The sequence below is a fragment of the Streptomyces sp. NPDC041940 genome (genome assembly GCF_055589465.1).
The window spans coordinates 153,005-165,665 of sequence record NZ_JBVJBP010000019.1; the positions used below are offsets into that span (position 1 = coordinate 153,005).

13 protein-coding genes and 1 riboswitch are annotated in these 12,661 nt (G+C 70.5%); of the genes, 12 read left to right on the top strand and 1 reads right to left on the bottom strand.

Going from position 1 to position 12,661, the window contains the following annotated elements; all coding sequences use genetic code 11:
• Nucleotides 1-8 precede the first annotated feature (8 nt).
• The 5 genes from ACZ6I3_RS28435 to ACZ6I3_RS28455 all read left to right on the top strand — a co-directional run bounded on the left by ACZ6I3_RS28435 (nucleotide 9) and on the right by ACZ6I3_RS28455 (nucleotide 4,957).
• Nucleotides 9-410, top strand: coding sequence for a YraN family protein (locus tag ACZ6I3_RS28435; protein WP_451248157.1), 402 nt, complete (start codon nucleotides 9-11; stop codon nucleotides 408-410).
• Complete coding sequence (locus ACZ6I3_RS28440; RefSeq protein WP_469418428.1) at nucleotides 410-2,035, top strand: YifB family Mg chelatase-like AAA ATPase; 1,626 nt, start codon at nucleotides 410-412, stop codon at nucleotides 2,033-2,035. Before ACZ6I3_RS28435 ends, ACZ6I3_RS28440 begins: the two co-directional genes overlap by 1 nt.
• Complete coding sequence (gene dprA, locus ACZ6I3_RS28445; protein ID WP_469418429.1) at nucleotides 2,032-3,192, top strand: DNA-processing protein DprA; 1,161 nt, start codon at nucleotides 2,032-2,034, stop codon at nucleotides 3,190-3,192. The genes ACZ6I3_RS28440 and dprA overlap by 4 nt, the downstream gene beginning before the upstream one ends.
• Before the next feature lie 271 nt (nucleotides 3,193-3,463).
• Nucleotides 3,464-4,306 carry an RNA polymerase sigma factor WhiG gene (whiG, locus tag ACZ6I3_RS28450; protein ID WP_184598498.1) on the top strand — a complete coding sequence of 281 codons (843 nt, stop codon included), beginning with the start codon at nucleotides 3,464-3,466 and terminating at the stop codon, nucleotides 4,304-4,306.
• A 93-nt stretch (nucleotides 4,307-4,399) separates the two neighbouring features.
• A complete protein-coding gene (locus ACZ6I3_RS28455; protein ID WP_469418462.1) occupies nucleotides 4,400-4,957 on the top strand; it encodes a TetR/AcrR family transcriptional regulator in 558 nt (185 codons plus the stop codon).
• Between the two features lie 61 nt (nucleotides 4,958-5,018).
• Here the strand turns inward: ACZ6I3_RS28455 and ACZ6I3_RS28460 are convergent, their stop codons facing one another.
• On the bottom strand, nucleotides 5,019-5,585 hold the full coding sequence (locus ACZ6I3_RS28460; RefSeq protein WP_469418431.1) for a peptidoglycan DD-metalloendopeptidase family protein: 567 nt from the start codon (nucleotides 5,583-5,585) through the stop codon (nucleotides 5,019-5,021).
• A gap of 272 nt (nucleotides 5,586-5,857) precedes the next feature.
• Here ACZ6I3_RS28460 and rpsB point away from each other — a divergent pair, with 272 nt between their 5' ends.
• From rpsB to rlmN, 7 genes are all read left to right on the top strand, one after another.
• Nucleotides 5,858-6,814 carry a 30S ribosomal protein S2 gene (rpsB, locus tag ACZ6I3_RS28465; RefSeq protein WP_469418433.1) on the top strand — a complete coding sequence of 319 codons (957 nt, stop codon included), beginning with the start codon at nucleotides 5,858-5,860 and terminating at the stop codon, nucleotides 6,812-6,814.
• A gap of 177 nt (nucleotides 6,815-6,991) precedes the next feature.
• Nucleotides 6,992-7,828: a translation elongation factor Ts gene (gene tsf / locus ACZ6I3_RS28470; protein ID WP_469418434.1), complete on the top strand. Its 837-nt coding sequence runs from the start codon at nucleotides 6,992-6,994 to the stop codon at nucleotides 7,826-7,828.
• Nucleotides 7,829-8,012: 184 nt separating this feature from the next.
• The gene (gene pyrH, locus ACZ6I3_RS28475; RefSeq protein WP_469418435.1) at nucleotides 8,013-8,771 is read left to right on the top strand and encodes a UMP kinase; all 759 of its coding nucleotides are present in this window, start codon (nucleotides 8,013-8,015) and stop codon (nucleotides 8,769-8,771) included.
• A 165-nt stretch (nucleotides 8,772-8,936) separates the two neighbouring features.
• Entirely contained in the window at nucleotides 8,937-9,494 is a 558-nt protein-coding gene (gene frr, locus ACZ6I3_RS28480; RefSeq protein ID WP_184598490.1) for a ribosome recycling factor, read from the top strand.
• A complete protein-coding gene (locus ACZ6I3_RS28485; RefSeq protein WP_469418437.1) occupies nucleotides 9,494-10,621 on the top strand; it encodes a phosphatidate cytidylyltransferase in 1,128 nt (375 codons plus the stop codon). The genes frr and ACZ6I3_RS28485 overlap by 1 nt, the downstream gene beginning before the upstream one ends.
• 240 nt (nucleotides 10,622-10,861) lie before the next feature.
• Complete coding sequence (locus tag ACZ6I3_RS28490; RefSeq protein WP_469418439.1) at nucleotides 10,862-11,311, top strand: SRPBCC family protein; 450 nt, start codon at nucleotides 10,862-10,864, stop codon at nucleotides 11,309-11,311.
• Nucleotides 11,312-11,386: 75 nt separating this feature from the next.
• Complete coding sequence (gene rlmN / locus ACZ6I3_RS28495; RefSeq protein ID WP_469418441.1) at nucleotides 11,387-12,493, top strand: dual-specificity RNA methyltransferase RlmN; 1,107 nt, start codon at nucleotides 11,387-11,389, stop codon at nucleotides 12,491-12,493.
• Nucleotides 12,494-12,532: 39 nt separating this feature from the next.
• Nucleotides 12,533-12,639: riboswitch (TPP riboswitch) on the top strand.
• Nucleotides 12,640-12,661 lie beyond the last annotated feature (22 nt).

The window sequence follows — 12,661 nt, forward strand, 5'->3', positions numbered from 1 at the left end:
GCAGCTGCGTGATCGTTGGCGCCGGAGGTGGTGCCGACATGAACGCACATCGGGCCCGCAGCGCCATGGGCAAGTACGGCGAGAGCCTGGCCGCGCGGCGGCTGGCCGAGGCCGGTCTGACGGTGGTGGAGCGCAACTGGCGCTCCGGCCGGACGGGTGAGATCGACATCGTGGCCAGGGACGGCGACGTCCTGGTCGTCTGCGAGGTGAAGACCCGCAGGGAGGGTCCCTTCGAGCATCCGATGGCGGCCGTGACCCCGCAGAAGGCGGAGCGGCTGCGGGATCTCGCCGAGCGGTGGATCCAGTCCCACGGGGGCGCGCCACCCGGCGGGGTCCGCATCGACGTGGTCGGCGTGCTCCTGCCGAACCGCGGCGCGGCCGTGGTCGAGCATGTGCGGGGGGTGGCCTGATGGGATTCGCCCGTACGTGTTCGGTGGCACTGGTCGGCGTCGAAGGTGTGGTCGTCGAGGTCCAGGCCGATCTCGAACCGGGTGTCGCGGCGTTCACGCTGGTGGGACTGCCCGACAAGAGCCTGACGGAGAGCCGGGACCGGGTGCGCGCCGCGGTCGTCAACTCGGGCGCGGCCTGGCCGCAGAAGAAACTCACGGTGGGCCTGAGCCCGGCCTCCGTACCGAAGTCCGGCAGCGGCTTCGACCTCGCCGTAGCGGCAGCCGTCCTCGGCGCGGCGGAGCGCATCGACCCCCGGGTTCTCGCCGACATCGTGATGATCGGGGAACTGGGCCTCGACGGCCGGGTGCGGCCGGTCCGCGGGGTGCTGCCCGCGGTGCTGGCGGCGGCGGACGCGGGGTATGAGCAGGTGGTGGTGCCGGAGTGCGCCGCCGCCGAGGCCTCCCTGGTGCCCGGGGTGTCGGTGCTGGGCGTCAGGAGCCTGCGGCAGCTGATCGCCATCCTGGCCGACGAACCCGTGCCCGAGGAGGAGCCGGACGAACAGGGCCGCCCGGACCCGCTCCTCGCCGGCCTGCGCGTGCCCGGTACGGGCGCGGCCACGGGCATGCACAGCCTCGGAGCGGCCCAGCACGACCACGCCCACGACCTCGCGGACGTCGTCGGCCAGACCTCGGCGCGCACGGCGGTGGAGGTGGCCGCGGCGGGTGGACACCACCTCTTCCTCGAAGGGCCTCCCGGCGCGGGCAAGACGATGCTCGCGGAGCGGCTGCCGGCCATCCTGCCCCTGCTCGGCCGGCAGGAGTCGCTGGAGGTCACCGCGGTCCATTCGGTGGCGGGCCTGCTGCCCCCGGGCAAGCCCTTGATCGACGTCGCCCCCTACTGCGCCCCGCACCACTCGGCCACGATGCAGGCACTCGTCGGCGGCGGCCCGGGCATCGCGCGGCCCGGCGCGGTCTCACTGTCCCACCGGGGTGTGCTCTTCCTGGACGAGACGCCCGAGTTCAACAGCCAGGCCCTGGACGCGCTGCGTCAGCCGCTGGAGGCGGGGCATGTCGTGATCGCGCGCAGTGCGGGAGTCGTGCGCTTCCCGGCGAAGTTCCTCATGGTGCTCGCGGCCAACCCCTGTCCGTGCGGCCGGTTCTCGCAGCGGGACGACCTGTGCGAATGCCCGCCCTCGGCGATCCGCCGCTACCAGGCGAGGCTCTCCGGACCGCTGCTCGACCGGGTCGACCTGCGCGTCGAGGTGGACCGCGTCACCCGCTCCGAGCTGACCGCCATCGGCGCAAGGGGCGAGTCCACTGCGACGGTCGCCGACCGGGTCCGGGCGGCCCGGGAACGGGCTTCGGAGCGCCTCGCCGGCTCTCCCTGGCGCACCAACAGCGAGGTACCCGGCCGCGAGCTGCGCAGCCGCTGGTACGCGGTGCCCGGCGCGATGGACGAGGCCGAGCGGAACCTGGAGCGGGGTGTCCTGACCGCCCGCGGACTGGACCGAGTCCTGCGGGTGGCCTGGACCGTCGCCGACCTCGTCGGCCACGACCGGCCCGATGCCACGGACGTCGCCCTCGCGCTCCAGCTGCGCACCGGTGTGCCCCGGGGCGTCCCGATGGCCCTCGGAGCGCTGACGTGAGCCTCGTCGACGAACCGGACGAGGCGCTGCTCGCCCGGGTGTTCCTCACCCGGGTCCTCGAGCCCGGGGACGAGGTCGGTGGGCGGTGGGTGCGGGAGTTCGGGGCCGGGGAAGTGGTGCGGCGGCTGACGGAGGGCGGACAGTCCCTGCCCGGGGTCAGCGGCAAGCGGTGGACGGGGCTGCTGGCCAGGGCCGAGACGGCGCGGCCCCGCGAGGACCTCGCCGTCGCCCGGGAGGCCGGGGTGCGGTTCGTGTGCCCCGGGCACCCGGAGTGGCCCGGACAGCTCGACGATCTCGGGGATGCCAGGCCCCTCGGGCTGTGGGTGCGGGGGCGGGCCGGTCTGCGGATGTGGGCGCTGAAGTCCGTGGCCGTCGTCGGCGCCCGGGCCTGTACCGAGTACGGGGCGCACATGGCGGCCACCCTCGCCGCCGGCCTCGCCGAGCAGGGCTGGGTGGTGGTGTCCGGCGGCGCCTACGGAGTCGACGGCGCCGCCCACCGCGGCGCCCTCGGCGCGGGCGGCGCCACCGTCGCCGTCCTCGCCTGCGGCGTCGACCGCCCCTACCCGCGCGGACACACCCAGCTGATCGGCAGAATCGCCGAACAGGGCCTGGTCGTAGGCGAGTTGCCGCCCGGCGATCACCCGACGCCCAGCCGGTTCATCCTGCGCAACCGCGTCATCGCGGCACTCACCCGAGGCACCGTGGTCGTCGAAGCCGCGCACCGCAGCGGCTCCCTGGTCACGGCGCGGGCGGCACAGCGCCTCGGCCGTCACACGATGGGAGTACCGGGCCCGGCCACCAGCGGACTCTCCGCCGGAGTGCACGAACTGCTGCGTGGCGAGGCGGTCCTGGTCACCGACGCCGCGGATGTCGTCGAACTGGTCGGCGACATCGGGCAACTGGCCCCCGACCGGCGCGGCCCCGTCCTGCCCCGGGATCTGCTGGAACCCGCCGCCCGGCAGGTGCTCGCCGCCCTGCCCGCCGGCGGGGCCGCCCCGCCGGACGAGATCGCGCGCCGTGCACAGACCGCGCAGGAGGACGCGATCGCGAGACTGTACGAACTCCGGGCACTCGGTTACGTCGAACGACACGGCGATGGCTGGAAGTTGACACGCCAGGCGGTGATGTCGGTCCGCGGTGGTCCCGGACCATGCTGACCGCGCGTGTTCGGCCGTCCGGGGGAACCTCGACACCCCTTGGAAATGCGCCCAGTTGGGCTCCTCCGGTGATCACACTGAGCGACCGCGGCGCTCCGCCGGGGCGCCTCCGGAACGCATTCGCGTCTCCCTTGGCCTCAGCCCTTCGCACACCGCGACACCGCAGTCACGCTACGCTCACGAGGATTCCGACACGGACAGACCACTCGACATCAGTCAGACAGCTCACCCCAGCAGCACCACTGCGCAGCAGAACGGCACAAGGCGACGAATGCCCCAGCACACCTCCGGGTCCGACCGGGCGGCGATCCCCCCAGCCGCCCGTGACGGTGGCAGCGTACGGCCGCCCGCTCCCTCGACGCTCGACGAGCTGTGGCGGTCGTACAAGGCGACGGGGGACGAGCGGCTGCGGGAGCAGCTGATCCTGCATTACTCGCCGCTCGTGAAGTACGTCGCGGGACGGGTGAGCGTGGGTCTGCCGTCCAACGTGGAGCAGGCCGACTTCGTCTCGTCCGGGGTGTTCGGGCTGATCGACGCGATCGAGAAGTTCGACATCGACCGGGAGATCAAGTTCGAGACGTACGCGATCACCCGCATCCGGGGCGCGATGATCGACGAGCTGCGGGCGCTCGACTGGATCCCCCGCTCGGTGCGGCAGAAGGCGCGCAACGTGGAGCGGGCGTACGCCACGCTGGAGGCGCGGCTGCGGCGGACGCCGACGGAGGGCGAGGTGGCCGGCGAGCTGGGCATCGCGGTGGAGGAACTCCACGCGGTGTTCAGCCAGTTGTCGCTGGCCAACGTGGTGGCCCTGGAGGAGCTGCTGCACGGCGGGGGCGAGGGCGGCGACGGGCTGAGCGTGATGGACACGCTGGAGGACACCGCCGCCGACAACCCCGTGGAGGTCGCCGAGGACCGGGAGCTGCGGAGGTTCCTGGCACGGGCGATCAACACGCTGCCCGAGCGGGAGAAGACCGTGGTCACGCTGTACTACTACGAGGGGCTCACCCTGGCCGAGATCGGGAACGTGCTGGGCGTGACCGAGAGCCGGGTCAGTCAGATCCACACCAAGTCCGTGCTGCAGCTCAGAGCGAAACTGGCGAGCTTCGGCCGCTGACCTGGACTGATGCCGATGAGTCGGCGTGAGCCACTCCCGTCGGGCGTGACGCGTCCGTAGAGTGTTGACGTGCCAAGGATTCGAGCGGCCTCCGTGGCCGAGCACCGGTCGATGCAGCGAGCCGCCCTGCTGGACGCGGCTCGTTCCTTGTTGTCCGAGGGCGGTACGGAGGCGCTGACCTTCCCGGCCCTCGCCGAGCGGACGGGTCTCGCGCGATCGTCCGTCTACGAGTACTTCCGGTCACGGGCGGCCGTGGTCGAGGAGCTGTGCGAGGTCGACTTCCCGGTCTGGGCGGCGGAAGTGTCGGTGGCGATGGAGCGGGCGGAGACGTCCGAGGCCAAGGTCGAGGCGTATGTGCGCCAGCAGCTCGAGCTGGTCGGGGACCGGCGGCATCGGGCCGTGGTCGCGATCTCCGCGAGTGAGCTCGACGCGGGGGCCCGGGAGAAGATCCGGGCGGCGCACGGCGGGCTGGTCGCGATGATCGTCGAGGCGCTGGCCGAGATGGGACATGCGCAGCCTCGGCTGGCGGCGATGCTGTTGCAGGGGGTGGTGGACGCGGCCGTTCGGAGGATCGAGCTCGGAGCCGCGGAGGAGCCGGACAGCATCGCGGAGGCGGCGGTGTCCATGGCCCTGCGGGGTGTGCTGGGCTGAGGGGCGTCGGTGCCGGGCCCGGTGGGCGGGTGCGCGTCCCGGCGGCGGAGCGGGGTGCCTCTCAATAGACCGGCAGCAGCCTCGACGGGCCCCTGTACAGCAGCCACGGGGGCAGCAGCGACAGAGGGTTCAGGTACGTGTCGCCCCTGCGCAGGCCCCAGTGCACACACGGAGCCGTGCAGTGCGAGCCCGCCGCGTCCACCGTGCCGATCACCTCGCCGGGTTCCACCTCCTCGCCCTCCCGCACCGTCGCCGTCACCGGTTCGAGTGTCGTGCGCAAGGGTGGATCACCGGTTCCCGTGATTTCCACCGCGACGACCCCCTTGCCGGCCACCCGGCCCGCGAAGGACACCCGGCCCCCGGCCACCGCCCGTACCGGCGTTCCCGGCGCTGCCGCCAGGTCCACGCCCCGGTGGCCCGGGCCGTACGCCGTCGCCGGGGGTTCCCAGCCGCGGAGGACCTGAGGGCGTGATCCGACGGGCCAGGCGCGTCCCACCGCGGGCACGCCGGTGTCCGGGCCGGGCGGCGCCGCGAACAGCCGCGGCGGCGGGGACAGCAGGACGGCCGCCGTCAGGACCAGCAGCAGGATCAGCCGCGTACACACACGCACACATCGCTTCGCTCGCATGCGCAGAGCGTCCCGCACCACCGCGATCACCGTGCGTGGCTGTGGACCGCTGCCCGGTTGTGGACAACGGCGTCACCCGGCACCCCGCGGGTCCCGTACACTTCTGGTGGCGACCCGGGTCACCGGGTCGACTTCGCACGCCCCGATACGCACCCCGGAAACGGGTTGTATCAGCGCCCCTCGGTCCCTCGTGGAACGGCGCGCAGTGGGCGTCAGGCGCGGAAGCCGTCCGGCATCCGCGGCACAACCGAGAAATTCAAGGAGATACGGCCATGGCCGTCGTCACGATGCGGGAGCTGCTGGAGAGCGGCGTCCACTTCGGTCACCAGACCCGTCGTTGGAACCCGAAGATGAAGCGCTTCATCTTCACGGAGCGCAACGGCATCTACATCATCGACCTGCTCCAGTCGCTGTCGTACATCGACCGCGCCTTCGAGTTCGTCAAGGAGACCGTCGCCCACGGCGGCACGGTCATGTTCGTCGGCACGAAGAAGCAGGCGCAGGAGGCCATCGCCGAGCAGGCCACCCGCGTCGGCATGCCCTTCGTCAACCAGCGCTGGCTGGGCGGCATGCTCACCAACTTCTCGACCGTCTACAAGCGTCTGCAGCGCCTCAAGGAGCTCGAGCAGATCGACTTCGAGGACGTCGCCGCGTCCGGTCTGACCAAGAAGGAGCTTCTCGTGCTCTCGCGCGAGAAGGCCAAGCTGGAGAAGACCCTCGGTGGTATCCGCGAGATGCAGAAGGTGCCCAGCGCCGTCTGGATCGTGGACACCAAGAAGGAGCACATCGCCGTTGGTGAGGCCCGGAAGCTGAACATTCCGGTCGTCGCGATCCTCGACACCAACTGCGACCCCGACGAGGTCGACTACAAGATCCCGGGCAACGACGACGCGATCCGCTCCGTCACCCTGCTCACCCGCGTCATCGCCGACGCCGTCGCCGAGGGCCTCATCGCCCGCTCCGGCGTCGCCACCGGCGACAAGGGCGACAAGGCCGCGGGCGAGCCGCTGGCCGCGTGGGAGCGCGACCTGCTCGAGGGCGAGAAGAAGGCCGACGAGGCTGCCCCCGCCGCCGAGGCCGCTCCGGCCGCCGAGGCTGAGGCCGCTCCGGCCGCCGACGCCGCTCCGGCTGCCGAGGCTGCTCCGGCTGCCGAGGCTGAGGCTGCTCCGGCCGCCGAGGCCGAGAAGCCGGCCGAGGGCGAGAAGGCCGCCGAGGCCGAGCAGGCCTGACCCGTCAGTCCGAGGTGACGGCGGGAGCGGTACTCCATCTCACAGCGCCTCAGGCGCGGTGAAGTCCGCTCCCGCCGTTCACCCGTAGGTCAGCGGAAAGACAGCGCCCTCCGGCTCCATGGAGGGCGCATCCGCAGATCTTCGATCTTCCAGACTTCGAGAAAGATTCACAGACTCATGGCGAACTACACCGCCGCCGACGTCAAGAAGCTCCGTGAGCTCACGGGCGCCGGCATGATGGACTGCAAGAAGGCGCTGGACGAGGCCGAGGGCAGCGTCGAGAAGGCCGTCGAGGCGCTCCGCATCAAGGGCCAGAAGGGCGTCGCCAAGCGCGAGGGCCGTTCCGCCGAGAACGGTGCCGTGGTCTCGATCATCGCCGACGACAACTCCTCCGGTGTCATCGTCGAGCTGAAGTGCGAGACGGACTTCGTCGCCAAGGGTGACAAGTTCCAGGCCGTGGCCAACACCATCGCCGAGCACGTCGCCAAGACCTCCCCGGCCGACCTCGAGGCCCTGCTCGCCTCCGAGATCGAGGCCGGCAAGACTGTCCAGGCGTTCGTCGACGAGGCCAACGCCAACCTGGGCGAGAAGATCGTCCTGGACCGCTTCGCGCAGTTCGCCGACGGCTACGTGACGGCGTACATGCACCGCACGATGCCCGACCTGCCCCCGCAGATCGGTGTCCTGGTCGAGCTGGACAAGCCGAACGCCGAGATCGCCAAGGGCGTCGCCCAGCACATCGCCGCCTTCGCGCCGAAGTACCTCTCCAAGGAGGACGTGCCGGCCGAGGTCGTCGAGTCCGAGCGCCGCGTCGCCGAGGAGACCACCCGCGCCGAGGGCAAGCCCGAGGCCGCCCTGCCGAAGATCGTCGAGGGTCGCCTCAACGGCTTCTTCAAGGACGCCACGCTGCTCGGCCAGCCCTTCGCGCTGGACAACAAGAAGTCCGTCCAGAAGGTCCTGGACGAGGCCGGTGTCACCCTGAAGCGCTTCTCGCGCATCAAGGTCGGCATCTGAGTCCGTACCGCGATCGACGCCCGACCCCGATAGGGTCGGCAGCAGTCGTCCGCGTACGCCGTCACATGGGTGGCGGACGACAGCAGATCTGACAAGGAGGCCATTGCCGCATGGGATGCGAAACACGCCCCACCGGCAATGGCCTTCTTGGTATGCGCAACACGTGAAAGAGGCGGGATCCCCCATGACCACCAAGCCCCAGAAGAGTGACGACGGCAAAGTGCGCGGCCGGTTTCTGCTGAAGCTGTCCGGAGAGGCATTCTCCGGTGGCGGGGGCCTGGGCGTCGACCCTGACGTGGTGCACAAGATCGCCCGCGAGATCGCGGCCGTCGTGCGTGACGGCGCGCAGGTCGCGGTCGTCATCGGCGGCGGCAACTTCTTCCGCGGTGCCGAACTCCAGCAGCGCGGCATGGACCGCGCCCGCTCCGACTACATGGGCATGCTCGGCACCGTCATGAACTGCCTCGCCCTCCAGGACTTCCTGGAGAGGGTGGGCGTGGAGACCCGCGTGCAGACCGCCATCACCATGGGCCAGGTCGCCGAGCCGTACATCCCGCTGCGCGCCGTACGGCACCTGGAGAAGGGCCGTGTGGTGATCTTCGGTGCCGGTATGGGCATGCCGTACTTCTCCACCGACACCACCGCCGCTCAGCGCGCCCTGGAGATCGACGCCGAAGCGCTGCTGATGGGCAAGAACGGCGTGGACGGGGTCTACGACTCCGACCCGAAGACCAACCCGGACGCGGTCAAGTTCGACCACCTCGGCTACGGCGAGGTCATCACGCGCGACCTGAAGGTCGCCGACGCCACGGCCGTCACGCTGTGCCGCGACAACAAGCTCCCGATCGTGGTCTTCGAGCTGCTGGCCGAGGGCAACATCGGGCGAGCGGTCAAGGGTGAGAAGATCGGCACGCTCGTGGGGGACGCGGCCAGCCGGGACTGAGGAACCGCACCACCCCGTCCGGGGGACGGACGGGGACGGAGCCGGGCCGGGGGATGGACAATGTCCTGCCGGTCGGGAACCGTGCAGGAAGAAGACGCGACGCAGCCGGCCGCCGCCCCACATGGAACCGCAGCCGGGCCTACTCAAGACACGCAGGAGCAAGTGGTGATCGAAGAGACCCTCCTCGAGGCCGAGGAGAAGATGGAGAAGGCCGTCGTGGTCGCCAAGGAGGACTTCGCCGCGATCCGCACCGGGCGTGCGCACCCGGCGATGTTCAACAAGATCGTGGCCGACTACTACGGCGCGCCGACGCCGATCAACCAGCTGGCTTCGTTCTCCGTGCCGGAGCCGCGCATGGCGGTAGTGACCCCGTTCGACAAGACGGCCCTGCGCAACATCGAGCAGGCGATCCGCGACTCCGACCTGGGCGTCAACCCGAGCAACGACGGCAACATCATCCGAGTGGTGTTCCCCGAGCTGACCGAGGAGCGCCGCCGCGAGTACATCAAGGTCGCCAAGAGCAAGGGCGAGGACGCGAAGATCTCCATTCGCTCCGTGCGCCGCAAGGCCAAGGAGGCCATCGACAAGCTGATCAAGGACGGCGAGGTCGGCGAGGACGAGGGCCGCCGTGCGGAGAAGGAGCTCGACGACACCACCGCGAAGTACGTCGCGCAGGTGGACGAGCTCCTGAAGCACAAGGAAGCGGAGCTGCTCGAGGTCTGATGAACGACTCTTCCTGGGGGGCGCCGCCACAGGCCGGGTACTGGGGGCCCGCCGACCAAGGGCAGGGCCACGGGCACATCCAGAGCCCTGGCCATGGGTACGTCCAGGGGGCCGCCCCGGCGGGTCCCGCATACGATGCGTATGAAGCGCCCCAGACTCGCCCCATGCCCAGCGTGCCTGACGCAGCCGGCCACGGCGAAAACCAGGATGACGACCGGAGGGCTGCTCGGCTGAGCGGCCCCCCGGTCCGAAACGAGACGAATCCGGAACCCATGCCCGACGCCTCGCAGCCGGCGCCCAAGCCGCCGAAGAAGAGCGCGGGTCGCGACCTGAGCGCCGCGATAGGGGTCGGGGTCGGGCTCGGTGCGGTGATCGTCGCGTCGCTGTTCGTCGTCAAGGCCCTGTTCGTCGGCGTCGTCGCGGTCGCCGTCGTGGTCGGCCTGTGGGAGCTGACCAAGCGGCTGGACGAACGCAAGGGCATCCGGGCGCCGCTCGTTCCGCTCGCGCTCGGCGGTGCCGCGATGATCGTCGCCGGGTACGTCCGGGGCGCCGAGGGCGCCTGGGTCGCCATGGCGCTCACCACCCTGGCCGTACTCGTCTGGCGCATGACGGAACCGCCCGAGGGCTACCTCAGGGACGTCACAGCGGGCGTCTTCGCGGCGTTCTACGTGCCGTTCCTGGCGACCTTCGTCGCGATGATGCTGACCGCGGACGACGGGCCGCAGCGGGTGCTCACCTTCCTGCTGCTGACGGTCGTCAGCGACACCGGTGCCTACGCCGTCGGCTGGCGCTTCGGGCGGACCAAGCTCGCCCCGCGCATCAGCCCCGGCAAGACCCGCGAGGGCCTGCTCGGCGCGGTCGCCTTCGCCATGGTCGCGGGCGCGCTGTGCATGGAGTTCCTCATCGACGGCGGTGCCTGGTGGCAGGGTCTGGTGCTCGGCCTCGCGGTCGCGGTCAGCGCCACGCTCGGCGACCTCGGCGAGTCCATGATCAAGCGGGACCTCGGCATCAAGGACATGGGCACGCTGCTGCCCGGCCATGGCGGCATCATGGATCGGCTGGACTCGTTGTTGCCGACGGCTCCGGTGGTGTGGTTGTTGTTCGTGTTGTTTGTCGGGTCTGGCTGAAGCCGGGTCATGGCGCCGCGCCGCGGTAGCGGCACATGGATACAGCATGGATCGGCTGGACTCGTTGCTGCCAACGGCTCCGGTGGTGTGGTTGTTGTTCGTGTTGTTTGTCGGGTCTGGCTGAGCGGACCTCGTCCAGTGAGCTCCCGTCCTTGTGGGCGGGGGCTCGCTGTCGTTCCGGGGAGGCATCGGAGGGCGCCGAGTGGGACGATTCAGGTGTACGTCGCAAAGGGGGCCATCATGTCCATCATTCGACAGAGCATCGATGTCGACCGGCGTCCCGAGGACGTCTACGACTACGTCATGGACACCCCGCGGATGCCGGAGTGGCAGCTGAGCGCCGTGTCCGCGGAACGCCTCGACGAGGGGCCCTTCGGCATCGGCTCCCGGTTCCGGGTCACCCGGCACGTCGGCCGCCGCGTGATGCCGATGACCATGGAGGTCGTCGAGTACGACCCGCCCCACACCTGGGGCATGCGCGGTGTCGACGGCCCCGTCCGGGCCCGGGTGCACGGCGAGGTCGAGCCGTTCGACGAGGGGCAGCGCTCCCACGTGACGATCGAGATCGACTTCGAGGGCCACGGCGTGGGCAAGGTCCTGGTACCGCTCGTCATGCGCCCCCAGGTCCGCAAGGAACTCCCGCGCAACGAGCAGCTCCTCAAGGACCGGCTGGAGCACGTGGGCGAGTAGGGCGTATCGCCTCCGGTGTCGCGGGGACGGGCGGGGCGCGGGCCACCGTCGGCGATCTGCGACACTGGTTGAGCCATGCCTAAGCCCGGAGAACTCACATTCGTCGCCCCCCGCGGAGCCAAGAAGCCGCCGCGGCATCTCGCTGATCTCACTCCTGCCGAGCGCAAGGAGGCCGTCGCGGCTGTCGGGGAGAAGCCGTTTCGTGCCAAGCAGCTCTCGCAGCACTACTTCGCGCGGTACGCGCACGAGCCGGAGCAGTGGACCGACATTCCGGCCGGTGCCCGGGGGAAGCTGCAGGAGGCGTTGCTGCCCGAGCTGATGAGCGTCGTGCGGCATCTGTCCACCGACCAGGGCACCACGCGCAAGACGCTGTGGCGGCTGTTCGACGGGACGCTCGTCGAGTCCGTGCTGATGCGGTACCCGGACCGGGTGACCATGTGCATCAGCTCGCAGGCGGGGTGCGGGATGAACTGCCCGTTCTGCGCGACCGGGCAGGCGGGTCTTGACCGGAATCTGTCCACCGCCGAGATCGTGCACCAGATCGTCGACGGTATGCGGGCGCTCAGGGACGGTGAGGTCCCCGGTGGGCCCGCCCGTCTCAGCAACATCGTGTTCATGGGCATGGGCGAGCCGCTCGCCAACTACAACCGGGTCATCGGGTCCATCCGGCGGCTCACCGACCCCGAGCCCGACGGGGTGGGGCTCTCGCAGCGCGGGATCACCGTCTCGACGGTCGGTCTCGTGCCGGCGATCCACCGGTTCGCCGACGAGGGCTTCAAGTGCCGGCTGGCCATCTCGCTGCACGCGCCCGACGACGAGCTGCGCGACACCCTCGTCCCCGTGAACACGCGGTGGAAGGTGCGCGAGGTGCTGGACGCCGGGTTCCAGTACAGCGCCAAGTCCGGGCGGCGGCTCTCCATCGAGTACGCCCTGATCCGGGACATCAACGACCAGGCCTGGCGCGGTGACCGGCTCGGGCGGCTGCTCAAGGGCAAGCCGGTGCATGTGAATCTCATTCCGCTGAACCCGACGCCCGGGTCGAAGTGGACCGCCTCACGGCCCGAGGACGAGAAGGCGTTCGTGGAGGCCATCGCCGCCCATGGTGTGCCGGTGACGGTCCGGGACACCCGTGGACAGGAGATCGACGGGGCGTGTGGTCAGCTCGCGGCCACCGAACGGTAGTCTGACCGGCGTAAGAACATCTGCATATCCGACACCTGCATATTCCGACAGGGGAGCGCCACAGCGCTGAGAGTGCGGCACACGGCCGCAGACCCTCCGAACCTGGCCCAGGTCATTCTGGGTAGGGAGATCGGTCATCACTCGAGCTGTTGCGCCCTGCCCGGGATC